Consider the following 23,395-nt stretch of genomic DNA (forward strand, 5'->3'; position numbering starts at 1 on the left):
CTAGGCCCCGATTTTGTAGTTGTAGAAATAGCGGGACCATTCTAAGCGTGCTTGGCGGCACCTGTTCTCAAACTTTTTGTAAAAAAGCTGAAACATGGTGTCCGCACCACGTCCGCGGACACTTCTGTCCGCGGACACTTTGCTTTATTTCAGACGGTAGCGCAGTTCTTCGCCCGCCTGGCGCAGCGCGGTCTTCACCGCCGGCACTTCGCTCAGGACGTTCAGCAGCCCATAATCGTGGATCATGCCGTTATAGCGTACGGTGGTCGCTTCGACACCCGCTTCGCTCAGTTTGCGGCCGTAGGCTTCGCCCTCGTCGCGCAGCACGTCGAACTGCGCGGTCTGGATCAGCGCAGGCGGCAGGCCTTTCAGCTGTTCCGGCGTGGCTTGCAGGGGCGAGGCGTAGATCTCCTTGCGCTTGGCAGCGTCGGTGGTGTAGTTATCCCAGAACCACTGCATCATGCCGCGGGTGAGGAAGTGGCCTTCCGCATATTCCTTGTAGGAGCCGGTGTCGAAGTTCGCATCCGTCACAGGCCACAGCAGCACTTGCGAGCGCAGTTTCGGTTCGCCTTTTTCCTTCGCCATCAGGGCCACTACGGCTGCCATATTGCCGCCGACGCTATTGCCTGCCACCGCGAGGCGGCGGCCGTCCACATTGATTTCCTTGCCATTTTTCGCCACCCATTTGGCGGCGCCATAAATCTCATTGAGCGCCACGCCGTAGCCCGCTTCCGGCGACGGCGTGTATTCGACGAACACGCCAACCGCACCGGAGTTCACCACCAGGTCGCGCACCAGGCGCTCGTGGGTCTGGAAATCGCCCAGCACCCATCCGCCGCCGTGAATGAAGACGAAGGCGGGCAGCGTGCCTTTCACGCCTGCGGGCCGCACCACATACAGCTTGACGTCCTTGCCATCGACCTTGATGGTTTTCTGGCTCACGTCCGCCGCCGGCAGCTTTGCGCCTTTCTGCGCGCCGACCAGCACCTGGCGCGCTTCCGCCGGGGTCATGGTCTCGATAGCCTTGCCGCCTTCCAGCGCTTTCAGGAAGCCGGCGGTAGTGGGCTCCACGCCGGGCGTGCCGGCCGAGGCGGCTCCTGCGGCAAGGGCGAAGACGGAAGCGGCGATCAGTTTTTTGGTGAGGGTCATGGTAAAGCTCCTTTAATTAGTTAGCTATTTAGTCGTGCACTACATATTGCGCATTATTATATCGTGCGCTATATACTTCACTTGAAGTGGCGGCCGGTGCCGCATCTTCAGGCATTCTTCATCAGGTTGTCCCGCAGGGCATCGAGCTGCTTCTTGATGCCGACCACCTGGTCCAGGCTGCAGGTGGTGGCGCCGAGAATCTGTTCCGGCAGCTTGGCCGCTTCCTCGCGCAGTTTGCTGCCCTGCTCGGTCAGCGCCACGATGACCTGGCGCTCGTCGCTGGCGGAACGGGTGCGGGTCAGCAGTTCCGCCTGTTCCATGCGCTTCAGCAGCGGCGTCAGCGTGGCGGAATCCAGGTACAGCTTGTCGCCCAGCGCCGAAACGGTTTGCTGGTCTTCCTCCCACAACACCATCAGCACCAGGTATTGGGAGTAGGTGATGCCCAGTTTCCTCAGCAGTTTGCGGTACAGCTTGTTCATCGCCAGCGAAGTCGAATACAGGGCGAAGCACAGCTGTCCGTCCAGCCGGGGTACCTGATGCAGCGGGTTGTCGTTCTTGGTTGCCATGCTTCGCAGTATAGATAGTGCGCTATACAATTGCAAGCGATTTCTGAAGTTTTTTTGTGCTTGCCTTCCGTGCCCGAAAAGGTCTATCGTTTCCGGACGCGCCAATCGATGCGCGAGGGGGTGACGATGAATAAGGCATACCCGCAACAGCCGTCCGAGCAGCGTGCCGGACCGGTCAAGCTGTATCTGGTGCAGCTCGATCCGCAGAGCGTGATCGACGGCGTGCGCTACGATGACAGCTATCTCGCCGACGGTATACGCACTTGCGGCACCATGCGGGAAACCTGTCCCGTGTGCGGCGAGGGACATCTGCAGCTGGTGCTGCGCCAGCGGAATGTGCGGATTGCGCACTTGTACTGCCTGGAATGCACGCGCTGTTTCGGCGCTTTCCTCGAGGACGGCCGGCCAGCTCTGGTCGAGTAGAAACATAATTGTACAAAGGGACAATGCCCTCAGGCGGCGGCCTCAGGTATGATGCTTCCATTGTGGCGGACTGCCACGGGAGACCTTGATACATGAACGGCCAAACCAGGCTTGTCGTCCTTGTCGGCGACAGGGCAGCGGACAACCTGATCCACCTCAGCGGCGTGCTGCAGGAACGCTATGACGTCAAACTGGCCGACAGCGGCAATGCCGTGCTGCGCGTGGCGCAGCAGCTGCCGCGTCCGGACCTGATGCTGCTGGATGCCAGCCTGACCGATACCGACACCTTCGATGCGCTGCGCCAGCTGCGCAGCATCCCCGATACCGCCGCCATCCCCGTCATCATGATGGTGGACAGCGGCGACCACGTGCTGGAACAGCGCTGCCTGCTGGCCGGCGCGGCCGATGTGGTGACGCGCCCGCTGCAGTCGGACACCGTGCTGGCCCGCGTCGGCACCCAGTTCGAACTGCAGCGCGCCCACATGCTGCTGAAGCACCAGCACCAGCACCTGGAACACCTGGTGCAGGAGGTGACGGAAGATCTGCAGCATATGGCCGACGCGGTGATCTGGTCGATGGCCACGCTGGCCGAGCTGCGCGACAACGAAACCCCGAACCACCTGAGCCGCATGCAGCATTATGTGCAGGCGCTGGCATACAAGCTGCAGGGCCACGCGCGCTTCGCCCACGAGCTGAGCGACAACCATATCCGCCTGCTGTTCAATGCCGCGCCGCTGCACGATATCGGCAAGGTGGCGATTCCCGACGCCATCCTGCTCAAGCCCGGCCGCCTCACGCCGGAAGAATTCGAAGTGGTGAAGATGCACACGGTGTACGGCCGCGACGCCATCGCCGTGGTGGAGGACAAGCTGGGCGGCAGCAATACCTTCCTGCGCTTCGCGCGCGAAATCGCCTACTCGCACCAGGAGAAGTTCGACGGCTCGGGCTATCCGCAAGGCCTGTCCGGCGAGGACATCCCGGTCTCGGCCCGCCTGCTGGCTGTGGCCGACGTGTACGACGCGCTGATCTCCAAGCGCGTCTACAAGCCAGCCTTCACGCACGAGACGGCGATCGAGCTGATCCGCCAGGGCGCCGGCGAGCATTTCGATCCGGATGTGGTGGATGCGATGCTGGCCATAGAGGAAGAGTTCATGCACATCGCCATGCGTTTCCAGGACGATACAGATAAGTCATTACTATTGTGAATTAGTCATTTCCGTATGTTATAGTCAGTTCATCGTACGAGGTGGAGCTGACCATGCGGATGAGGGGGTATCTGGCACTAGCAGTCGGGCTCTGCGCAACGGTCTGGGTCTGCCTGTTTGTGATGGAACTGCAGGATAAGCAGATCGATGACAGCTTCCGCCGCGACACCGACAAGATTGCACGCGACACCCAGGTGCGCATGCAAACCTACTTCGACACCCTGCTCAGCATGCAGGGCGCCTTCAGCATCAAGGGCGAGTTAAGCCGCACCGACTTCAATACTTATGTGAGGCAGCTGCGGCTGTCGGAACGCTACCCCGGTTTCCAGGCCATCCAGTTCGTGCGGCGCGTGCCGGACAGCGAGCTGGCGCAGCGCGTGGCCGCGGTGCGCGCCGACCGCAGCCTGCAGGGAGAGGGCTATCCCGGCTACACCGTGCATCCGGCGTCGATTCGCGGCGAACATTTCATCATCGAATACACCGAACCAATGCGGGGCAACGAGAACGCCTTCGGCCTCGACCTGGCGGCGCTGCCGACGCACTTGCGCGCGCTGGAGCTGGGGCGCGATACCGGCATGCTGATTGCCACTGAGCGCATCATTCTCGTGCAGGATGCGAGCGGGCAGCCAGGCTTTGTGGCACGCCTGCCCCTGTTCCGGCCTGGCATGCCGGTGCAGACCATCGAAGAGCGGCGCGCAGCGCTGACAGGTTTCGTGGCGATTGTGTTCCGCGTATCGGACCTGATGCGTGAAGTGATCGACCGCTCGCTGCTGCCGCAACTGCATCTGTCCGTCTACGACGCGGGCTACCTGCGCGACGGCGGCTCCACGCCGCCCTCGCTGGACAACCTGATGTATGACAGCGCCGGCAAGATCGGCGAGGCCGCCCACACGCCGCTCAAAAACCTGAACGCGCGCCTGACGCTGAACGTGGGCGAGCGGCGCTGGGTAATGCAATTCGATGGCCACGGCGGCGGCCGTTACAGCCGCAACTACCTGGCCATAGGCCTGATCGGCGGCGCGGGCTCGGTGATCAGCGTGCTGATCGCCGCCTTGCTGACGATGGCGGGCCGCCACCGCGACATGGCCGAAACGCTGCGTGCCACGGTCGGCGAGCAGCGCGCCCTGCAGGACAGCGCCATTGTCGGCATCGCCCTGATCCAGGACGGGCGCATTATGCGCTGCAACCGCGGGTTGGAAGAGATGATGGGCTATACCAGCGGCACGCTGACCGGCTGTCCCAGCACGGTGCTGGCGAAGCGCGGCAGCGAAGATCCTTTCCAGTGCGGCGCGGACGGCCAGCGCGTACATTCGGAGCTGGAACTGCAGCGGCGCGACGGCTCCAGCTTCTGGTGCATGGTGAACGGCAAGGTGCTCGATGCTGCGGCGCCCGGCAAGGGCTGTGTGTGGGTGCTGTCCGATATCAGCGACCGCAAGAAAACCGAAGCGGCGCTGGTGGAAGCGAAGGAGGGGCTGGAACGCAGCCTGAACGAGCTGGCGGCGCAGAAGGCCAATGTGGAACTGGCGCACCAGGATTTGTCCTCGGTGCTGGTGACGCTGAAGCAGGCGCAGGCCAGCCTGATTACCTCGGAGAAGATGGCATCGCTCGGCGCGCTGGTGGCCGGCATCGCGCACGAACTGAACACGCCGATCGGCAACAGCCTGCTGACGGCGACGGCGCTCAGCGACATGGTGGCGGACTTCGAACGCAAGCTGGCCGATGGCGGCATCCGCCGCTCCGCGCTCGATACGCACCTGCAGGATGCCAAGACGGCATGCGCCATCATCGCCAGCTCGCTCGGCCGCGCCGCCGACCTCATTACCTCATTCAAGCAGGTGGCGGTGGACCAGACCTCGGACCAGCGCCGTTCCTTTGCGCTGGCAGGGCTGCTGCACGACACGCTCGCCACCTACGCCGCCCAGCTGCGCCGCGCCAACTGCGAAGTGAAGGTGGACGTGCCCGAGACGCTGACGCTGGAATCCTATCCGGGCAGCGTGGGGCAGGTGCTCAGTAACCTGATCAACAACGCCATGCTGCACGCCTTCGAAGGCCGGGCGCACGGCAAGATCACCATCACGGCGCGCGAAACCGGCGACGGCACGGCGGTACTGCGCTTCCAGGACAACGGCGTGGGCATGAGCAGCCGCATCCTGCACCAGGTGTTCGATCCGTTCTTCACCACCAAGATGGGGCAGGGCGGCTCGGGGCTGGGCATGAACATCGTCTACAACATCGTGACCGGTGTGCTGAAAGGGAAGATCGAGATCGAATCCGCGCCGGACAAGGGCACGCTGATCACCATCATCCTGCCGCTGCGCGCCCCGGTTCAGGAAGAAGAGCTGGCTGCCTCATAGCGCCCGCGCAGCAGCGCGAGCATTGCCACATTCAGTTCCCATGCATTGCTGACGGGCTGCCGGGTATAGGGCTGGCTGAAGGTATAAGGCGCCGGGCCGAACTCCGGGGTAATGGTCATGAGCTCCGCGCCATCGGCACGGCGCAGCGCCACGATGCGGTCCCACCACGCAAGGTGCGCCTGCAGTTCAGGCGCCGTTTCGGGTGCGCGGAAATCCGCAACCTGCGGGCCTTGCGCATGGCCCACGCGGGCGTGGATATGGCGTACACGCGGCAATGTCTTCTCCAGGGTATCCGGCTGGTCCTCCAGCAGCGACTCGCAGGCCACGCACCAGTGCGAGAGGTCGGCAGTGAGCTGCAGCTGCGGCATGCGTTCCAGATAAGGCATCAGCAGCGCAGGATGGCCGCTGAAACGGCTGCGGTGGATTTCGTGCACGATGGGCACGTGGTAGTCGCGCGAGATGGAATCCGCCAGCGCGAGCAAGGCCTCGTTCTGCTCCTGCGTGTAGTAGTCCTTGCCCGTATGTGAATTCACCAGCAGCGGACGCGCTTCGCAGGCATTCACCAGCAGCTCGCGCAGCGCGCGCTTGTGCGCTTCAAAGCCGGGGTGGAATACGGTCTCCCACTGCGCAACGATGAGGCCAAGTCCGGCATCGGCGATGCGGCGCACCCAGTCATCGCGCTGCGCTGCGTCCAGCGGCAGGGACATTTCAATGCCGTCGAAACCGGCTTCCAGCACACGGTCGATGAACACCTGCGGCGGCAGTTCATTGCTGCCCCAATGCGGGGCGAAAATCTTTACCTGCATCAGATGAAGCCCCGCACCGGGAAGGAAGCATCGCGCTGGATCCAGTTCAGCGGCGAATACTCGGTGCGCGCATCGGTGGCGTGCAGCGTGTAGGCATGGCGCGATACCGGCGAGCGGTTTGGCGCGGAGTAGTGCGGCAGCAGGCCATGGAAGCAGACCAGCGCACCGGCCTTGCATTCAAGCGGCACGGCGGTGCTGTCGTCCGGCCAGGGCGTGCTGTCCAGCTTCTCGACCTTGATATCGTCGCCGGTGCGCACGAAGCGCTCGCGCAGGGGCGTGCGGTGGCCGCCCGGTTCCGCCCACAGGCAGCCGTTTTCCAGCGTGGCGTCCTCCAGCGCGAACCAGAAGGTGGTTACGCTGATCGGCGTGGTTTCGAAGTAGGTCGCATCCTGGTGCCAGCGCACTTCGCCGCCGATGCCTGGCTGCTTGAAGATATACATGGACTGCCAGACCTGCGGCTGTTCCAGTCCCAGGTCGTGTGCCACGGCCGCGAGGCGCGCATCGGTGGAGAAAGCGCGGAACACCGGATCCAGGTCGTGCATCGCGTGGCCGATCTTGTTGATCGACAGCTCCTTGGCCTGTTTCAGCTGACCGTCCGCGCCGAAAGCTTCTTCCTCGAAGAAGCAGCGGATGGTGTTATCGGAGCGTAGGAAGTACTCATCCGCCTTCTTCTCCTGATCCCTGGTAGTGAAGATGCCTTGGGCGACCGTCGGATCGAATTCGTTGACAATCTGCGCCGCCCGCGCGCGCAGCGCGGCAATCTCCTCCGCCGTCTTGAATCCGGGGATGACGATGAAGCCGTCCTTCTGATACTGCTCTTTCTGCGCTGCGCTCAGCATGATGGGTACTCCTCTGATAATCGATACCCCAATTGTACGGAGCGCACCCGTATCCAACAACGCGCAAATGGTTGACACATTGTCTCCAAAACGGAGACAATCTTTAAATTAAGGGACAGACCCGCATTTCTGCGCGACCATGGACCAGCTCAAAGCAATGGAAATCTTCGTTGAAGTGGCGCGCCTGCGCAGCTTCAGCGCCGCCGCCCGCAAGCTGGGCATCACCCGCGCCATGGTCAGCAAGCAGGTGCTGCAACTGGAAGACAAGCTGGGAGCGCGCCTGCTGCACCGCTCAACCCGCGAAGTCAGTCTCACCGACGCTGGCCAGGCCTATCTCGAACCCTGCACCGCCGCCGTGCTGCAGGCGCAGGAAGCGGCCCGCGTCATCACCCATGCAGGCGCCGAGCTTGCCGGACCATTGCGCATCCAGGCTCCCTCCAGCTTCGGCAGCGAATGGCTGGCCGATTCGCTGGCCCGTTTCTGCCTGCCGCATCCTCAACTGCAGCCGCTGCTGCATGTGGACGACGCACTGCTCGACCCGATAGAACATGGCTTCGACCTCACCATCCGCGTCGGCGGCATTCCGGACAGCCGTGCGCTTGCCATCCGGCCGCTGGCGCCATGCCACGGCGTGTTGTGCGCCTCGCCGGCCTACCTCGCCAAGCATGGCGCACCGCAGGCCCCGGAAGACCTGCAGCGCCACCGCTGCCTGCATTTCAGCCACCTGACCGACGGCACCACCTGGCACCTGAGCCGGGGCGAAGAAGAAGCTACCGTCCGGGTCAAGCCCGCGTTTTCCGCCAACAACGGCCTCGTGCTCCACCAGGCCGCGTTGCGCGGCCTGGGCATCGTCTACAGCACCACCTTCCTCGCCTGGCGCGAGCTGCTGGACGGCACGCTGGTGCAAGTGCTGCCCAACTGGGAACTGCCGCTGAACCACCTGAGCGCCCTGTACCCAGCCAGCCGCAAGCCCTCGCCGAAAGTGCGGGCCCTGATCGATTTTCTGTTAGGGGAATATCAGCCGGTACCGCCGTGGGACCGGCAGCTGGCGCTTCAGCGCGGGTAGGTAAAGCCGGTGCGGATATCCATCGGCAGCAGTTTGCCGCCATCGCGCACCATCAGGCGCTGCGGCGGTTCGTCGCCCGCCAGTGCGCGTGGCGCAACGGGCAAGCCTTCGCCTTTGCGCAGCAGCGCGTCGCAGCGTTCGTAGACATTGGGGCAATCCGTGGCCTTGATGAGCGCCTGTACGATTGCCACCTTCCACAGGTCCACGCCGCCGGCGTTGAACTGGCACACCAGATAGCCGCCGGTGCCGCCATAGCTGTGTACCAGAAGGCCGGGCAAGCCATCCTTGTCGCCGTTGACCAATTGCATCAGCGCCTGCGGATCAGCGCTGCGTAGCGCCTCGGTGCGTTTGAGGACGGCAGCCTGCACGCGGCGCTTGATCATGGCGTGGTCCACCGGCTCGTCCTCGCGCAAGGTCCAGACACGGGCGGCGATCTGCGACTTGGCGTTATAAGCTGCGCGGGCCAGGAACTGGCGCGACGAGGACTGCACCAGTGCCGTGGCCCCCGCCTTGTTGCGTTCCTGCGGCTTGCCTTCGACCTTCTCGATGGCAGAGACATAAATCCACGGCTCGCCGGAAAGCAGGCCTTTTTCCTTGCCTTGTTTGATGGTAATGATAAGCATGCGCGGCTTTCGTTTTGGGGATCCGGATGATACAGCATGATGATATGCTTTCTTCAGTCTGTGCACCCCATACAAGAGGAGACGTGATGCCGGAACTGAAAGTAAGAAGCTTCACCCTATCGCTCGATGGCTATGGTGCAGGCCCGAACCAGACCCTGGAAAACGCGATGGGCGAGGGCGCGCAAGGACTGCACCAATGGTTCCGCGGCACCCGCACTTTTCAAAGCATGATAGGCAACGCAGGCAAGGGAAGCGATGGGCCGGACGAGGATTTCGCCGCCCGTGGCTTTGAGAACATCGGCGCCTGGATCCTGGGCCGCAATATGTTCGGTCCGATCCGTGGGCCATGGCCGGACGACGAGTGGAAAGGCTGGTGGGGGGAGGAGCCTCCCTACCATGTACCAGTATTCGTACTGACCCATCACGCCCGTCCGCCGCTGGAGATGAAAGGCGGCACGACCTTCTATTTCGTCACCGACGGCATTGAGTCCGCGTATGCGCAAGCCATGAAGGCAGCGAACGGCAAGGACGTACGTCTCGGCGGTGGCGTGGCAACGATCCGAGAGTACCTGCGCGCCGGCCTGGTCGATGAGATGCACCTGGCAATCTCGCCGGTACTGCTCGGATCAGGCGAATCGCTCTTCGCTGGACTGGACCTGCCGCGTCTCGGATTCCGCTGCACCGGGCATGTGCCAACCGAAGCCGCAACGCACGTCGTGCTAAGGAAGGACTGACGTGAAGACCTATCGTGGCAGTTGCCATTGCGGTGCGGTCAAGTTTGAAGCAGATATCGACCTGAGCCAAGGTACGATCCGCTGTAACTGCTCCATCTGCACGAAGACGCGTTTCTGGCCAGCGATAGTAAAGCCCAATGCGTTCCGGTTGCTGGCTGGAGAGGCGGAGCTCACTAACTATCAATTCCTTAGCAAAACAAATCAACATCCTTTTTGCAAGCACTGTGGCGTCCGCGCATTTGGCATTGGCAGCTCGCCGCGCTGGGGCGACTTTTACGCCGTCAACCTGGCTTGTCTGGACGATGCAGCACTTGAAGAGCTCGTGAACGCACCTATTACCTATCTCGATGGTAAAAGCGATAATTGGACCATGCCTCCTGCGGAAGTGCGGCATCTCTAAGGAAGACACGATGACTGAAGGCCGCCGCACTCGGCCACAAGCGGACATCACGTGTTTCCACGCAGTGCCCCCTCTGCCATTCGCCAGTGTCGCCAATCGCTCTTAACTGGCGAAGGCCGGTTGTTGAGCAACGCTGTCGCGCATTTTCATTCGTTCATACCAGGACAACAAGGACTTGCATTCGGGCGGGATTTCCAGATTGACGATAGCAGCAAAGACCAAACCCCCTATGACCGCGATATCAGCCATCGAGAATTTTTCTCCTGCAACATAAGATTGCTGCTGAAGTACCCTATCAAAGTAGTGCATGCCGCGAATCGCTTTGTCACGTTGACGGAACCCCCATTCTTGATTCTGATATACCTCTACCAATGGCCCTAAGCCTGGCGTGCCATGATGAAAATAGACGCTGATAGCGTCAAGTAATTCAATTTCTGCGCGCTTGGTCATCATGTGAATCAGTCCCTGCTCCAAGGGCGTGGTGCCCGTAAGGATAGGGGATCCGTCTAGTGTGTCGAGGTATTGGGTGATGGCTGTGCACTCAGCTATCAGCGTGCCGTCTCCCAGCTCGAGGACGGGCAGGGTTCCCGAGTAATTTTTTTGCTCTATGAACTCTGGTTTTTTGTGTTCGCCCTTGTATAAATCTACGAACTCGTATCGGATTCTCGATTGCAGGTTCTTTTCTGCAATGGCAATTCTCACGCGCGTCGGGTAGGGGCCGACAGGAAAATCATAGACCGTCATGCTGCTGTCATTCGAGGTGGTGCTAGTAGTCATTTCATGCTCCTGAAGTTGATTGAATCGCAAAGAACGCAGGCCGCCAACTGTGACTACCTAACGTTCGTTAGGTTGGAGAATATGCGCTATACTGGCGGGAGTCAACCATTTATTGAGGAACATCTTGAGTAGCGAAGCGAATTCCAGCTCCAGCGAAAAGATTCTCGCCGCAGCCACGCGCATTGCCCAGGCCCATGGCTACGCGGGCTTAAACCTGCGCGCCCTGGCTGAGCAAGTCGGCATTAAGGCCGCCAGCCTCTATCACCATTTCCCAAGTAAGGCTGATTTGGCTGCAGCCGTGGCGCGACGCTATGCTGCCGATTCAGCAGCCACCCTGGAGCTGCTGGCGACTGAGGCCGGTAATCCGGCGATGGCGCTGGGCCGCTATCCAGAAACATTTCGCCGCTCGTTGGAAAACGATAACCGTATTTGCCTGTGCAGCTTCATGACTGCTGAATATGATGATTTGCCGCCCGAGGTGCAAGTTCAAGTGCAGGCGTTTGCAGAGGTGAACCTGGCTTGGCTAAGTGAAGTGCTGCAAGAAACCGGGATGAAAAAGAAAGCTGCTGAACTTCGCGCGCAGGCGATCTTTGCCGCCGTCTCGGGGGCACAGCTGATGGCGCGAGGAAGACAAGATATAAAGCTCTTCGATTCAATTATCGAAAGTTATCGTTTAGCTGGTCTTTTCTCGCCTGGGAACTAGTTCCTTACAGAGCAAGCCTTCATGCAAGCTGCCACGCGCCGTTTTCATACACCCGCTCATCATCCAGATACACCGCCTCAGTGATGGCAAAGATATCCACGTGATAGCGCGCGTCCTTGCGCTTGAACTGCGGCTTCTGGTACTGCCCGTGCTTGGCGCCGAGCGAGAGGTGGATGCCGCACATGCGCTCGTAGGTGCCGATATCGTCCACTGTGCGCTCGAAGGAGAAGGCGCGGTTCATGCCGAAGCCCAGCTCGCGCACCCATACTTCGCCTTCGTGTTCGCGGATGATCTCGAGCATGCGGTCAAATTCGGGCGTGCTGTTTTCGGCGCCGATCACCCGGCCGCGTTCCACGATCATGGTGATCGGTGTGGTGGGGCGGTTGATGTGAAAGGACGTATCGCCGAACACGAACACGCGCACGCGGCCGTTCACCGCTTCCAGGTCGCGCGCTTCGGTGAACACCTCGCCAATGGGAAACAGGCCGCCCACATTCTTCATCGCGCCGTAGTCGCCGATATTGAGCTTGGCTTCCTCGAAAGGCGAGGCGAACACCAGCTGTTCGCCGCCGCTGTCCACCACGCCGCGCTGCGCGCTGTCGATGCGCGCCTTGAGGCGGTGGCCGAGGCCGCGGTAGTAGGCCGGGTCGTAGGCCAGCGCTTCGATGTAGACCAGCCCCTGCTCGCCCGGCATGCGCGACAGGTGCATGTGCTCGATCACCTTCAGTCCAAGCTTGAACAGCTCCATGCGGATGCGGTAGTCGTTGAGGCGGAAGCTGGTGGTCTGCACCAGCACCACCAGGTCTTTCGCCTGCAGGCGTGCGAATGCGTCGAGGATTTGCGAGGGTTCGACCGTGTCGAAATCGATGAACTCGCCGTCCGGCAGGGCGCGGCGGTAGGCGTCCGTCAGCACTTCATTCAGCTCGCTGCGGCGGTCGAATACCACCAGCGCGCGCTGCGGTGGCGCGTGCTCGATGGCGAGAGCCAGCGTGTCGCGGATATTGCGCGCGGCCAGCTCGCGGACCTGGGCTGAAAAAATGCTCATATTTCGACTATGACAAAGTGTGGCGGAAAGCCCCGGCATTATACGGTGCCACGCTTGTAGCGCCTCCTGCGCCCATGTAGAATCGGAGGAATATAGCCAGAGGGCAACATCTGGCCGATACCATTGTGGAGCAGGGATGAGCATACAGTTTGGCCAGGATTTGCCGCAGGAGCGGCCCGAGCCTCAAGGGCGCGCGGCGATTTTCGTACCGAGCGGCACCATCAAGGACGATGTGCTGCAGCTGGTGCGCAAGGGCGCCGCTGTGGTTGGTTTTGGCAACCATGACCGAACGGTTACTATCTACTACGAGAGCAACCGCTTCAACGAGCCCGCCCTGCAGAAGTGGGAGCAGCGCGCACGCAAGGCCTATGACCGCCTGATCGACAATCTGCCCACTACCTCGAAAATGACCACCCGCCTCGATTACTTCGAGCAGGTGGGCTATATCAACGGCAAGGGCATCACTATCCGCCGCATGGACAGCCTGAAGCGCTGGCTGGAACAGTCCGAGCAGCTGGAATCGGCGCCGGCAAGCGAGTTCGTCGCCTACACGCCCCCCGCGCCGCCGAAGAAAATCAACATTAGTGAATAATGCTGTTGCTTGGTGTGTGAATATTCACACACTCGGCAATTAAGGCGATTTGGCCTGTGCTACTCTGGAACGACGGGTTCGACGAAGCCCGGTGACATAAGGCCGCAAGGCCACTTCCAAGAGGAGACTTATCGCTATGAAGCATCTTTTCCGCATGCTGTTCGCTGCCCTGTTTGCATTGACCGTGGGCGGTAGCGCCCAGGCCCAGTCCGATCACCGCGGCACCGCTGACGAGGCGGTGGCAATGGTTAAAAAAGCGGCAGCCTATCTTGAGAAAAATGGCCGGGCCAAGGCCATCGCGGCGTTCAACGATCCCAAAGGTGAGTTCATCAACGGCGACCTCTACGTCTTCATGTTCGGCATGACGGGCGATGAGCGCGGCGTGGCGCTGGCGCACGGCCAGAATCCGAAAATGGTGAACAAGAACCTCACCGAGCTCAATGCCGGCGGCGTATATCCGATCAAGGAGTTCCTGAAGCTGGCCGGCAGCCCGGCCGGCAAGGGCTGGGTGTCCTATAAATGGCCGAACTCCATCAGCAAGAACCTCGAAGATAAGTCCACTTACGTGGAGAAGGTGGGCGATGTGCTGATAGGTGTTGGCATTTATAAATAATTGCTCGTAACTGCGTGCAATGTGCACGCAACCCCTTTCAAAGCTTTCTAACGTCCCGCCATCGCGGGACGTTGTTTTTTGTCCGGTCAGCCCAGATTTATGCGTTATGATGGGCCCAACAGCACGCGCTCGCCGAGGCAGAGCTTGTGTTCATTTGCTTCAAACAGACCGGATGAAACATGGCATACAGGTGGCAAACCGAGGATAGTGCCTGGCTTGAACACGCGCCCGGCACAGGCGGTTTTGAACTGGAAGGCAGCAGGGACCTGAGTCCTGTCGCCTGGGCGGCGCATGCGCGCGGCCGGCTGCCGGACGTGGCCGCGCTGCTGGGCGCGTCCCTGCCCATGTCCTGCCATCACGCTCCCATTTACCCTGAAGGTTTTGCGTTCTGCCCCGATTGCGGGGCGGCGCTGGCCATGGCCGAACAGCGGCCGCAGCGCTTTCCCGCCTGGTGGACACCTGCCGGGACTTCGCCCCTGCCGCCCGCTGCATGGCCCTTGCCGCGCCATGTGCCGCAAGGCCTGCCTTTGAGCGCGGCGCCGCTGGCGGCGGCGCTGGAGCTGCGTCCGGCCGAGCCGGCCGTGGGGCAGGCGGAGCTGCGCCTGCCTGCACCGCCGAATGCCGTCTGCGTGTTCGCCTCCGGCCGTTTCGGCTTTGCGGCCCAGCGCCTGCTGGCGCTGGCCTACACGCGCAATGTGCTGCAGTACTGGGATCCTTTCGCCGCCCATTGGCAGATCATGGTGGCGGAAGAGGGCACGGCCGACCTTCGTTTCGAGCGTTCCACCTACGCCTGGCTGCCCGCCGGGGCGGGCGCACGGCGCGGCGAGCTGGGCCTGGTGCCGGGCGAGGGCGGACTGCATCGCCTGCTGGTCAATCCGGTTGGCGAGAGCTACCGCACCGAGCCCCTGTTGCACGCGCCATTGGCCAGCGGCCCCGGCGCGGTGGGCCGCTATATCGCCTGCCTGTTCAATGCCCCGGATGGGCTGCGGCTGTGGACTGCGCTGGCCGCCGGCGCCGATCCGGAAGTGCTGGCGGTCAGCGGCGCGGATGCACCGGCGGAAGGCTGGTCGCGGCCATACAGCTACGATGGCGCGCTGGTATGGCTGCACGAGCGCGGCCAGCTGCTGTGGTATCCGGGCCGTGCGCCGCAATGGCTGGCATGGCCTTTCCCGTGGACGCCGCGCCTGCAGTTCGGCGGGCCGGTGCGCAGCCGCGACGGCAGGCTATGGCTGATCGGGCACGATGGCGAAAGCTATTCCTTCCGCGAGCTGGGGCGCGAAGATGCGCAGGTGGAGCTGATCGACGGCGCGCGGCTCGGCTTCGATACGCTGCTGTTCCGGCGCGGGCACCAGGTGAAGAACGAGCCCTGGTCGGTGGAGGATGTGGAAGACCAGCGGCATGGCGACGCGCTGGTGCTGCCGCTGCTGGCGAATATCTCGGCCACGCGCAGCCAGTCTTCGGGCCTGGTGCTGCGCATCGAAGGCTATACCGGCAAGGCGGAAGCGGCGCTGGGCGGCGAAATATTGCCCCGTACTTTTGTGGAGTGGGTGGGGCAGCGCAATGTGGTCCTGGATGAACTGGTGCGGCTGCGCCATCCCGCGGACTGCCACGTGTTTGTGCACGACGACTGCTTGTGGCTGCACCATCCCGCATGGAACGAGATCCGGGGCTGGCGGCTGGAGGGCGGTGCGTGAGGGCCGCGCTGTTTGGGCTGCTGTGCGCCGCCGCGGGAACGGCGGGCGCCACCTCGCATGTATTCCTGGTGCAGAACTCGGGCTGGATGGAGCCTTTCTACAGCGATCCCCGTTCGCAGTACAAGGCGCTGGTGCGCGAGGTGGCGCTGGCCGCAGCGCAGCCGGGCGATGCGCTGGTGATGGCGTCGTTCAACCAGAGCCTGCCCGGTGCGGCATCGCCCAAAGCGCTGCTGGCGCTCAAGGTCGATGAAAAGGCTCCGCGCGATGCGGTGGCCGCTGCGCTTGCCTCGCTGGATGTGGCGCGCAAGCCGGGCGGCAATGCGCTGGCCGATACCGACCTGGGCGAGGCCGTGCGGGCCTCCATCGATACGGCGCTGGGCGGCAAGCCGGGGCTGATCTGGCTGTTCACCAACAACCGCAACAGCCCAAACAACGACCAGGCCACGGCGCGGCGCAACCGCGAGTTCTACCAGCTGATTCACGGCGGCGGCGAGATCCGCAAGGCGCTGGCCTTCCCGCTGCACATGCCGGTGAAGGGGGCAAACTATTCGGCCAACGGCCTGATGGTATATGTATTCGCCGTGCAGGAGCAGGGCGTGCGCGAGCTGGACCAGCTGCTGCGCACGGGGCGCGTGCAGCAGGTCATCACCGAGCCGCCCGCGCGGCTCAAGCCGCTGGACCAGGATACGGTGCGGCTGGTGCCGGCGAAAGTCAGCGGCCTGCCAGGCGTTGCCTTCAGCACGCAGGCCAATGGCGTGCTGCGCGCCGACATTGATGCAGCCGTCCAGGCGCAGCCTGGACACGGCGGCGCCGCGCGCATCGCCTGGCGTGTTGAAAACACGATTTATCCCTATACGATTAACCATGCGCGCATCGCCGCCAGCTCGGTGCTGGCCGGCCGTGCGGTGCCGATTGAGCTGGATGCGAGTGAGATCAGCGTGCTTGCCCCCGGCAAGAGCCAGGCCCTGGGCTCGGCCATGCCGCTGCCCGCCGCCCAGCTGCCGGGCCGATGGTCGCTGGAAGCGGTGAGCGCAGCCGGATCGGCGAAAGTGCTGCCGGCCCATATCCAGGTTCAGCTCACGGAGCAGAAGCTTGAACTGTCGCAGGCCTTCCGCCAGCGCATGCAGGCGCTGTTCCCCGGCGATCCGCTGCCGGAGATCTTTACGCCGCCTGCGCAGATCAAAAGCTCGCAAGCCCGCCTGCCGCTGGAGGTGCGCATCAACTACGGCATTGCACCGCTGGCAGGTCTGATCGGCGGCATCGCCGCGCTGCTGGCCGCCACTGCGGCGGCGGTGCTGGCGGCGACACGGCCACGCAAGGTGCTTGTCACCATCGACGGCGAGCCGCGCACCGTGCGCGCCAAACCCGGCGCCAGCACACCCCTGTATGACCGCGCAGGCAACCGCGCCGCCACCCTGCACACCAAATTGTTCGGCAACCACCTGGCGGACGTGCGCGAAGGCGCGCAGGTCCGTCTCGGCAGCTAACCCTTCGAGGAAACCATGCAGACTCCCGATCCCGGCTTTAAAGTCCCCGACAGCTCCGCACCGAAAGCGCCGGACGGCGCCAGCTCGCCGCTCTCGGCAACGCCGCCGGCCGAAGGTGCTCCGGCAATCGAAGTGGCGCCCGTGGCGGGCGCACCGGCTACCGATACCTCCAGCCGCGATATCGCCATCGGCGGCGCGATCTTCCTTGTCCTGCTGGTGATCTTTTTCTTTGCCCGCAATGCCTATGCCAACCACCTGGTGCGCAAGCGCGTGTCGCCGTCGTCGGCCGATACCGCTGGCTGGCTGATGTTCTTCGGCCTGTCCTTCCTGAGCGCCGCCGTGGTGCTGGGGCTGCTCAACGCCAGCAAGTTCCTCAACCTTGCCGTCACCGGCACGCTGCTGGTGTTCGGCATTGCGGCCATTGCCGGCGCGCTGCTGAGCGGGCGCCGCTAAGGAGACTCCATGAGCGACAAGAAGACTGAACTCAAGATCGACCTGCGGCCAACGCTGTTCATCGGCGCCGGCGGCACCGGCATGGAAGTGCTGATGCGCATCCGCCGCCGCATCCTGTCCGCGGTATGGAACCGCCATCATCCAACGCGGGTTGATGCAATCGGCGACTTCCCGGTGGCGCGCTTCCTGCACATCGACCTCGATAACGGCGCCGTGATCGACGAAGGCAAGTCGCAGCGCACCGACCCCTGGTTCGAACTGGTGAAGCTGAGCGACGAGGAGCGCCTGGTGGAAGCCATCGACCTGCCGCAATACCATGAGTCCGACGACAGCCTGGCGCGCTTCCCCCTGATCGAAAGCTGGATGCCGCTGCGCCCGAAAAAACTGCGCTCGCTGGGCATCGATCCCTCGAAAGGCGCGGGACAGATCCGCGCCGTGGCGCGGCTTTACCTGTTCGACAAATACCCCAAGCTGCGCGGCCGCATCAAGGGTGCGCTGAATTTCCTGAGCAGTAATGCCGGTAACGAGCGCAAGGAGAACTACCAGCGCCTCGGCCTGCAGGTGGATACCTCGAAGTTCCGCATTGTCGTTATCGGCTCAAACGCGGGCGGCACCGGCGCGGGCACCATGATGGACCTGGGCTGGATCGCCAAAGCGATCGCCCGGCAGGAAGTGGCGGACAGCCAGGTCGACCTGGTGATGTTCATGCCAACCGCCTACGCGAAGGCGAACAAGGAGCGCACCGAGGCGAATGCCTACGCCACGATGATGGAACTGGAAACGGCAATGCGCGACATGAGCGCCAATGTGCGCTGGGCCGATCCGGACAGCCTTACCGGCCGTGGCGCTCCGTTCGACGATGTGTACTTTGTCGACACCGCCAACCTCGCCAACAAGGCGACGCTGGACGTCAAGGACGTGTACCAGATGGTGGCCGATTCGCTGTTCGAGGACTTTGCCTCGGCCGACTTCGCCAACCGCAAGCGCTCGGTGGCAGTCAACCAGCAGCAGCACAAGCTTGGCCCGTTCAATCCGCGCGTGCCCGAGCAGCGCTTCGGCGACATGCGCCTGTCCTACTCCAAGGTGTACTCGGCCTTCGGCCAGTCGGTGCTGGATACGCAGCAAAGCCTGCGCGAGGACATCCGCGCCTACGAGCTGGCCGGGCTGATGGTGAAGGCCTTCTTCGGCATCATGGGCAGCGATGGCGCCCCCGCGCGCCGCGCCGGGGACCAGGAGCGCGACGTCTTCATGCGCGAGCAGATGGCCATGAGCGAACAGCCCTTCGACGAGTTCCCGGATTTCCGCAAGGGCCTGGTCGACACCACGCCCTTCCACGAATACGCACTGACCGGGCAGCTGCTGCAGGACAAGGACGAACGCTCGCTGCTGGAGCGCATCGAGAGCAAGGTGCAGATGGAAGTGGACCGCATCATGTCCGGCTATGAGCTGAAAATCTGGCGCGAGAAAGTGGCCGAGCTGCTGCCGCAGCTGGAGCGCGATGCGATCCGCGAAGCCGGGGCCACGGCCGAGACCAGTGAAGACCGGCTGAAGCGCCATACCAGCGAGCTGTCGGCGCGGCTGCAGGCGCGGGTGCGCGGCAAGCTGTATGCGCTGCTGGACGACCGCAAGCAGGGCGGCCTTGAGTTCGTGCTGTCGCTGCTGGAACAGATCAAGGGCCGCATCGCGCAGCGCGACCTGCCGCATATGGAGCGCAATGCGCGGCGCTACCGCGAGATGCGCGATATGCTGCGCACGCGCCAGGTGGAAGAGTCGCTGAACAATCTCACCCAGGCTTCCGGCAAGCTGCTGGGACGCGAGCAGCAGTCGCGCGAGGTCATGGCGCATTTGAAGCGCGATATCGCCGACTACCTGCGCTTCCACCTGCTGGCGGTAGCGGCGGGGCAGGCGGTGGAGCTGCTGGCCTCCATGTCCACCTGGCTGGGCGAGATCCGCACCGTGGATGAAAAAGGCCGTGCCGAGTGGAGCGGCATTGCGGGCGAATTCCAGGAAGGGCGGCGCTGCGTGGAAGCCATGCTGGGAGCGGTCGACCAGCGCATCGCGCAGCTGCGCGCGGATGCGCAGCACGAGCATGCCACGTACATGAAGCTGGCGAGCGATGTGCCGCCGGAGCCGGTGCAGCTGAGCGGCGACGTAAGCCAGTGGAGCGAAGAGGTGCTGCGCGAATTCGGCGGTTCCGCGCGCCTGTTCCCGCAGCTGGGCGACGAGAAGCTGCGCGCGTCCTTGCTGCTCAAGCTGTTCCGCCGCGCGCAGACGCAGCTCGCCAAGGTGCACGCGGGCGACGCGGCGCCATCCGATCCGCTGCTGGACCGCCTGCTGGCGCTGTCGCCGCAGGAACGGCAGCGCATCTTCAATGAGTGGATCCGCAGCGCGATGCCATGGGTGAACGCGCGTTTCAGCGCTGAATATTCACCGCATGCCGACCAGTTCAAATGCTTCATCGGCGTCGGCGATGCCAATGCCTGGCGGCGGCTGGAGCCTGAACTGCGTGCCGCCGTGCCGGCGGGCTTCTTCCATGGAGACCTGATCAGCATCGTCAACACGGGCATAGGGGGCAAGGCGGTCTGCTATATCGAGCTGTCCGGATTCCCGATGACGGCCCTGCGCGGGCTGCCGACCTGGCGCACGTCCTACCAGATCGAGAATCCGAAGATTCCCACGCACCTGCATTTCGACGCGACGCGCTTCCGCCATCCCATCGCGCCGAACATGGATGAACTCAACCGGCTGGCGGACGACTATGAATGGTTCCTGCAGGCGATTGCACTGGGTGTGTTGAAGCGCAAAGCCGACCTGGGCGACCGCGAGGCCAGCTTCCAGCCGCGCGGCCAGTACCTGTTCGAGGTGGAGCAGGGGTCCGGCGAGTGGCTGCAGATCGGGAATGAATTTGCCATCCGTTCCAACGGCCTGCCTGCGTACTACCGCGACCAGGTCATCGCTTCGGTACAGCATCGCCTCGGCCGCATGGGGCCGCACCAGATGGTGCTGCTGGCGGCGCTGATGCGGCACTACCAGCTGCGGGTGTACCAGCCGCGCCTGGAGGTGGATGAAACGGGCGCCGAACTCCCTTCGCCCTCGCTGCCCAATATCACCGCGCGCCGCCTGCATGATGCATGGCTGCGCCGGGCGCACGCTTCCGATCCCGCGCTCGGCGCGGCGGCGGAAGAGCGCGCGCTGGATGCGCTGGCGCAGTGGAGCGAGGTGGTGCACGGCTCGGCGAGCGACAGCTACAGCTGGGAAGTGCAGCAGCAGGTGGAGAAGCGCGTGCTGCGCCCGGAATACCTGGCCAGCGATTCCACGGCAGCGGGTCTGTTCGGCGCGGCGCCGGCCGCGGCCCCGGACGGCTTGTACAAGATATTCCTCAACCGCGTCCAGCATGGGCCGTTCACCGTGCCGGAACTGGCGCAGCGCATTGCGCGCGGAGAGATAGAACGTGGCACGAAGCTGTGGAATATGCGCTGGACGCCGCACGTGGACCAATGGAAGGCGGCCGCCGAGCTGCCCGAGATCGCGGTGCTGTTCGGCGGCGCGATTCCGGACCCGCAGGACGAGATTCCAGATCCGGAGTGAGTGGTGGCCGATTCTTACGCATGCATCAACAGCACTTGCGGCAGGCCGTTTCCGCGCGCGGTGAACTTTTGCCCGTATTGCGGAACGCGGCAGCCGGGCGCCGTGCTTCCGCCTGCGCCGCCGCGCGCCGAAGCAGCCCCCGCGCCCCAGCCGTCGGCCGAGGAAGCTGCAGCGGCATACCGCGCCGCAGTGAACGCGAACAAGGCTGCGGCAGCAGGGCAGGGCCCCGGCGATGCCGGCGCTGCTGGGAGCCCTGCTGCAGGCTTGTCAAAGCCCGGTAATTCCGGCAAGCCCGCAGCTCCCGGCGGCAGCGGCATTGCGGGCGCCGCTGGCGCAGTGCGGGCAGCCGCCGGCAGCGCGCAGGCAGCGCGGCCGCCATTGCGCAAGCCGGTCAGCAAAAGCACCTGGCTGCTGATTGCGCTGCTGGTGCTGGCCATCTGGCTGGTCGTGAAACCGGAAAACCGTGCGAAGCAGTTTGAAACCCGCGTCAGCGACGCCATCGCTTTGACGGCCGACTGCCGCATCAGCAATGCGCGCTCCGAGCTGAGCGCACTCAGAAATGCCAAGGCGATGCCCGAACAGCTGCAACGCCTGCAGGACGCCATCGAAAGCGCCGCCCCGGACTGCGAGAAGGCGCGCCAGCGCGCGAAGGCATGGAACGACCTGCAGCCCGGCATCAACAGCGCCATGAAGGCGAACAAGCCGGAGCTCGCCGCCAGCAGGCTCGCAGGCTTCACGAAGAAGTGGGGCGAAGACAAGGAAACGGACGCCGTATTCGCCCGCATCGATACCCTTCGCGCCGAACAGCTGCTGGACGAGGCGAACGCCTGCCTCAAACAGGGCAATCACAACTGCGCCGAAGCGAAGCTGCGCCAGGCGGAGAAGATGAACCGGCCGGAAGTGGCCGCAAGGCTGAACGCCCTGAAAGACGAGCTGTCGCGCTTCCTCGAATCCACGCTGCTGCAGTAATTGCCGCTCCGGCCCAAGGAAAGATTTGACATATTTGCAAATGGCAATTTAATATGTAAATGCATAAGCACTTATGTATATATTTTACGGAGACAAAATCAGCAATGCGTAAATCCATCCCCTTTGCAGTCTCGATCCTCTGCGCCATGACCCTCGCCAGCGCAGGCGCACAAGCACAGGCCCGGGCCGCCGCAGCGGTACCGGCAGCGCAGCAGTCCATGCCGCTGGCTGCAGCCGACAAGGCGGCGGCCGTTGAGCTCCTGGCCCAGCGCCTGTCCGCCAACTACGTCTACGCTGACGGCGGCAACAAGATGGCTGCCGCCATCCGCGGCCATTTGCGCAAGGGAGACTACGACAAGGCAGCCACGCATACGGCGTTCGCAGAAATGCTGACGTCCCATCTCCAGGCCGTCAATCCGGACAAGCACCTGAGCGTACGCCACAGGCCAAACGCAAGGCCTGACCGGCCGCGCCCCTCGCTCAAGGACGGCATGCCGCCCGAGGTTCGCGAGCGCATGACCGAGGTGGGGAAATACTGGAACTTCGCTTTCGAAAAAGTGGAGCGCCTGCCGGGCAATATCATGTATATGAAGTTCGACTCCTTCTTTGACGCGGACATCGCCAAGGCAGCTGCCACCGCCGCCATGAATTTTGCGGCCAGCGGCAACGCGATGATCATCGACCTGCGCGACAACGGTGGCGGCGACCCGCGCATGGTGGCGCATGTGGCGAGTTACCTGCTCGGCGACAAGAAGGTCCATCTATCGGACATGTACTTCAGGGCCGACAATGAAACGGATTCATTCTGGAGCGACCCCGCGGTTCCAGGTGCGCATTTTGGCGCGGATAAACCGGTCTATGTATTGACCGGCCGCGAAACCTTTTCCGCAGCTGAGGACTTCACGTACAGCCTGCAGGCCATCAAGCGCATCACCGTCGTCGGCGAAACAAGCGGAGGCGGTGCGCACCCGATCCATCCCTACCGAATCGATCCGCACATGATCGCCATTATCCCGATCGGCCGCACGATCAACCCTATCACCAAAGGCAATTGGGAAGGAAGCGGCGTGAAGCCGGACGTCGCCGTTGCAGCCGACAAGGCCCTTGCCAAAGCCAACGCCCTGGCCCTGCGGCAGGTGCTGCCGCAAGTGAAGGATGCGGAGGATCGTCCTCTCCTCGAGAAGAAACTCGCCGAACTGGAAGCGTCCTTGTAAGCGGCGGACTGGACTCCCTCGCGAGGCCAGGTTCATCCCCTGCCAGCGGCGTTCATCCCGCTGGCGCCGGTTTCCTCCCCGGTTTTCGGGCATTC

Annotated in this window: 22 protein-coding genes; 15 read left to right on the forward strand and 7 right to left on the reverse strand. The window is 63.2% G+C overall.

Annotated features, from left to right (window positions below):
- Positions 1-144: 144 nt before the first annotated feature.
- Together ACJRPG_RS01885 and ACJRPG_RS01890 are read right to left on the reverse strand one after the other, a co-directional pair.
- Positions 145-1,149, reverse strand: coding sequence for an alpha/beta hydrolase (locus tag ACJRPG_RS01885; protein WP_407998347.1), 1,005 nt, complete (start codon positions 1,147-1,149; stop codon positions 145-147).
- 107 nt (positions 1,150-1,256) lie between these two features.
- Positions 1,257-1,715, reverse strand: a complete 459-nt coding sequence (locus ACJRPG_RS01890) for a MarR family winged helix-turn-helix transcriptional regulator (protein WP_407998348.1) — start codon at positions 1,713-1,715, stop codon at positions 1,257-1,259.
- A gap of 126 nt (positions 1,716-1,841) precedes the next feature.
- On the opposite strand from ACJRPG_RS01890, the gene ACJRPG_RS01895 reads away from it, so the two are divergent.
- The 3 genes from ACJRPG_RS01895 to ACJRPG_RS01905 all read left to right on the forward strand — a co-directional run bounded on the left by ACJRPG_RS01895 (position 1,842) and on the right by ACJRPG_RS01905 (position 5,697).
- On the forward strand, positions 1,842-2,138 hold the full coding sequence (locus ACJRPG_RS01895) for a hypothetical protein (protein WP_407998349.1): 297 nt from the start codon (positions 1,842-1,844) through the stop codon (positions 2,136-2,138).
- Between the two features lie 92 nt (positions 2,139-2,230).
- Positions 2,231-3,343 carry an HD-GYP domain-containing protein gene (locus ACJRPG_RS01900; RefSeq protein WP_407998350.1) on the forward strand — a complete coding sequence of 371 codons (1,113 nt, stop codon included), beginning with the start codon at positions 2,231-2,233 and terminating at the stop codon, positions 3,341-3,343.
- Between the two features lie 122 nt (positions 3,344-3,465).
- Positions 3,466-5,697: a CHASE domain-containing protein gene (locus ACJRPG_RS01905; protein WP_407998351.1), complete on the forward strand. Its 2,232-nt coding sequence runs from the start codon at positions 3,466-3,468 to the stop codon at positions 5,695-5,697.
- Here ACJRPG_RS01905 and ACJRPG_RS01910 read toward each other — a convergent pair.
- Positions 5,670-6,503 (reverse strand): sugar phosphate isomerase/epimerase family protein, encoded by an 834-nt coding sequence (locus ACJRPG_RS01910; RefSeq protein WP_407998352.1) that lies wholly within the window; start codon positions 6,501-6,503, stop codon positions 5,670-5,672. The genes ACJRPG_RS01905 and ACJRPG_RS01910 overlap by 28 nt on opposite strands.
- Complete coding sequence (locus ACJRPG_RS01915) at positions 6,503-7,342, reverse strand: phytanoyl-CoA dioxygenase family protein (RefSeq protein ID WP_407998353.1); 840 nt, start codon at positions 7,340-7,342, stop codon at positions 6,503-6,505. Before ACJRPG_RS01915 ends, ACJRPG_RS01910 begins: the two co-directional genes overlap by 1 nt.
- 139 nt (positions 7,343-7,481) lie before the next feature.
- On the opposite strand from ACJRPG_RS01915, the gene ACJRPG_RS01920 reads away from it, so the two are divergent.
- On the forward strand, positions 7,482-8,408 hold the full coding sequence (locus tag ACJRPG_RS01920; RefSeq protein WP_407998354.1) for a LysR family transcriptional regulator: 927 nt from the start codon (positions 7,482-7,484) through the stop codon (positions 8,406-8,408).
- Here ACJRPG_RS01920 and ACJRPG_RS01925 read toward each other — a convergent pair.
- Complete coding sequence (locus ACJRPG_RS01925; RefSeq protein ID WP_407998355.1) at positions 8,396-9,031, reverse strand: class I SAM-dependent rRNA methyltransferase; 636 nt, start codon at positions 9,029-9,031, stop codon at positions 8,396-8,398. The two genes, ACJRPG_RS01920 and ACJRPG_RS01925, sit on opposite strands and share 13 nt — an antisense overlap.
- 86 nt (positions 9,032-9,117) lie before the next feature.
- On the opposite strand from ACJRPG_RS01925, the gene ACJRPG_RS01930 reads away from it, so the two are divergent.
- Both ACJRPG_RS01930 and ACJRPG_RS01935 read left to right on the forward strand, forming a co-directional pair.
- Entirely contained in the window at positions 9,118-9,765 is a 648-nt protein-coding gene (locus ACJRPG_RS01930; RefSeq protein ID WP_407998356.1) for a dihydrofolate reductase family protein, read from the forward strand.
- Between the two features lies 1 nt (position 9,766).
- Positions 9,767-10,165 carry a GFA family protein gene (locus ACJRPG_RS01935; RefSeq protein ID WP_407998357.1) on the forward strand — a complete coding sequence of 133 codons (399 nt, stop codon included), beginning with the start codon at positions 9,767-9,769 and terminating at the stop codon, positions 10,163-10,165.
- A gap of 102 nt (positions 10,166-10,267) precedes the next feature.
- Here ACJRPG_RS01935 and ACJRPG_RS01940 read toward each other — a convergent pair whose 3' ends face one another.
- Positions 10,268-10,942 carry a glutathione S-transferase gene (locus ACJRPG_RS01940; protein WP_407998358.1) on the reverse strand — a complete coding sequence of 225 codons (675 nt, stop codon included), beginning with the start codon at positions 10,940-10,942 and terminating at the stop codon, positions 10,268-10,270.
- Positions 10,943-11,066: 124 nt separating this feature from the next.
- Here ACJRPG_RS01940 and ACJRPG_RS01945 point away from each other — a divergent pair, with 124 nt between their 5' ends.
- Complete coding sequence (locus ACJRPG_RS01945; protein ID WP_407998359.1) at positions 11,067-11,645, forward strand: TetR/AcrR family transcriptional regulator; 579 nt, start codon at positions 11,067-11,069, stop codon at positions 11,643-11,645.
- Between the two features lie 19 nt (positions 11,646-11,664).
- On the opposite strand, the gene ACJRPG_RS01950 is transcribed toward ACJRPG_RS01945, so the two are convergent.
- Positions 11,665-12,690 (reverse strand): M29 family metallopeptidase, encoded by a 1,026-nt coding sequence (locus ACJRPG_RS01950; RefSeq protein ID WP_407998360.1) that lies wholly within the window; start codon positions 12,688-12,690, stop codon positions 11,665-11,667.
- Between the two features lie 136 nt (positions 12,691-12,826).
- On the opposite strand from ACJRPG_RS01950, the gene ACJRPG_RS01955 reads away from it, so the two are divergent.
- From ACJRPG_RS01955 to ACJRPG_RS01990, 8 genes are all read left to right on the forward strand, one after another.
- Positions 12,827-13,282: a hypothetical protein gene (locus ACJRPG_RS01955; RefSeq protein WP_407998361.1), complete on the forward strand. Its 456-nt coding sequence runs from the start codon at positions 12,827-12,829 to the stop codon at positions 13,280-13,282.
- Positions 13,283-13,418: 136 nt separating this feature from the next.
- Positions 13,419-13,895 carry a cache domain-containing protein gene (locus ACJRPG_RS01960; RefSeq protein ID WP_407998362.1) on the forward strand — a complete coding sequence of 159 codons (477 nt, stop codon included), beginning with the start codon at positions 13,419-13,421 and terminating at the stop codon, positions 13,893-13,895.
- A gap of 179 nt (positions 13,896-14,074) precedes the next feature.
- A complete protein-coding gene (locus ACJRPG_RS01965; RefSeq protein WP_407998363.1) occupies positions 14,075-15,589 on the forward strand; it encodes a hypothetical protein in 1,515 nt (504 codons plus the stop codon).
- Positions 15,586-17,076, forward strand: coding sequence for a hypothetical protein (locus tag ACJRPG_RS01970; protein WP_407998364.1), 1,491 nt, complete (start codon positions 15,586-15,588; stop codon positions 17,074-17,076). Before ACJRPG_RS01965 ends, ACJRPG_RS01970 begins: the two co-directional genes overlap by 4 nt.
- A 15-nt stretch (positions 17,077-17,091) precedes the next feature.
- Positions 17,092-17,529, forward strand: coding sequence for a hypothetical protein (locus ACJRPG_RS01975; protein ID WP_407998365.1), 438 nt, complete (start codon positions 17,092-17,094; stop codon positions 17,527-17,529).
- Positions 17,530-17,538: 9 nt separating this feature from the next.
- Positions 17,539-21,117, forward strand: coding sequence for a tubulin-like doman-containing protein (locus tag ACJRPG_RS01980; RefSeq protein WP_407998366.1), 3,579 nt, complete (start codon positions 17,539-17,541; stop codon positions 21,115-21,117).
- A 102-nt stretch (positions 21,118-21,219) separates the two neighbouring features.
- Positions 21,220-22,086: a hypothetical protein gene (locus ACJRPG_RS01985; RefSeq protein WP_407998367.1), complete on the forward strand. Its 867-nt coding sequence runs from the start codon at positions 21,220-21,222 to the stop codon at positions 22,084-22,086.
- Positions 22,087-22,145: 59 nt separating this feature from the next.
- On the forward strand, positions 22,146-23,300 hold the full coding sequence (locus ACJRPG_RS01990; RefSeq protein ID WP_407998368.1) for a S41 family peptidase: 1,155 nt from the start codon (positions 22,146-22,148) through the stop codon (positions 23,298-23,300).
- Positions 23,301-23,395: the final 95 nt, after the last annotated feature.

Source organism: Pseudoduganella rhizocola (assembly GCF_045984285.3).
Taxonomy (GTDB): Bacteria; Pseudomonadota; Gammaproteobacteria; order Burkholderiales; family Burkholderiaceae_D; genus Rugamonas.

Excerpts from the sequence above, each read along its gene's own strand:
- ACJRPG_RS01885 (WP_407998347.1), bottom strand. The coding sequence starts at position 1,149 with ATGACCCTCACCAAAAAACTGATCGCCGCTTCCGTCTTCGCCCTTGCC.
- ACJRPG_RS01920 (WP_407998354.1), top strand. The coding sequence starts at position 7,482 with ATGGACCAGCTCAAAGCAATGGAAATCTTCGTTGAAGTGGCGCGCCTG.
- ACJRPG_RS01900 (WP_407998350.1), top strand. The coding sequence starts at position 2,231 with ATGAACGGCCAAACCAGGCTTGTCGTCCTTGTCGGCGACAGGGCAGCG.
- ACJRPG_RS01940 (WP_407998358.1), bottom strand. The coding sequence starts at position 10,942 with ATGACTACTAGCACCACCTCGAATGACAGCAGCATGACGGTCTATGAT.
- ACJRPG_RS01980 (WP_407998366.1), top strand. The coding sequence starts at position 17,539 with ATGAGCGACAAGAAGACTGAACTCAAGATCGACCTGCGGCCAACGCTG.
- ACJRPG_RS01925 (WP_407998355.1), bottom strand. The coding sequence starts at position 9,031 with ATGCTTATCATTACCATCAAACAAGGCAAGGAAAAAGGCCTGCTTTCC.
- ACJRPG_RS01965 (WP_407998363.1), top strand. The coding sequence starts at position 14,075 with ATGGCATACAGGTGGCAAACCGAGGATAGTGCCTGGCTTGAACACGCG.
- ACJRPG_RS01905 (WP_407998351.1), top strand. The coding sequence starts at position 3,466 with ATGGAACTGCAGGATAAGCAGATCGATGACAGCTTCCGCCGCGACACC.
- ACJRPG_RS01955 (WP_407998361.1), top strand. The coding sequence starts at position 12,827 with ATGAGCATACAGTTTGGCCAGGATTTGCCGCAGGAGCGGCCCGAGCCT.
- ACJRPG_RS01975 (WP_407998365.1), top strand. The coding sequence starts at position 17,092 with ATGCAGACTCCCGATCCCGGCTTTAAAGTCCCCGACAGCTCCGCACCG.
- ACJRPG_RS01915 (WP_407998353.1), bottom strand. The coding sequence starts at position 7,342 with ATGCTGAGCGCAGCGCAGAAAGAGCAGTATCAGAAGGACGGCTTCATC.
- ACJRPG_RS01960 (WP_407998362.1), top strand. The coding sequence starts at position 13,419 with ATGAAGCATCTTTTCCGCATGCTGTTCGCTGCCCTGTTTGCATTGACC.
- ACJRPG_RS01950 (WP_407998360.1), bottom strand. The coding sequence starts at position 12,690 with ATGAGCATTTTTTCAGCCCAGGTCCGCGAGCTGGCCGCGCGCAATATC.
- ACJRPG_RS01910 (WP_407998352.1), bottom strand. The coding sequence starts at position 6,503 with ATGCAGGTAAAGATTTTCGCCCCGCATTGGGGCAGCAATGAACTGCCG.
- ACJRPG_RS01930 (WP_407998356.1), top strand. The coding sequence starts at position 9,118 with ATGCCGGAACTGAAAGTAAGAAGCTTCACCCTATCGCTCGATGGCTAT.
- ACJRPG_RS01890 (WP_407998348.1), bottom strand. The coding sequence starts at position 1,715 with ATGGCAACCAAGAACGACAACCCGCTGCATCAGGTACCCCGGCTGGAC.
- ACJRPG_RS01990 (WP_407998368.1), top strand. The coding sequence starts at position 22,146 with ATGCATAAGCACTTATGTATATATTTTACGGAGACAAAATCAGCAATG.
- ACJRPG_RS01895 (WP_407998349.1), top strand. The coding sequence starts at position 1,842 with ATGAATAAGGCATACCCGCAACAGCCGTCCGAGCAGCGTGCCGGACCG.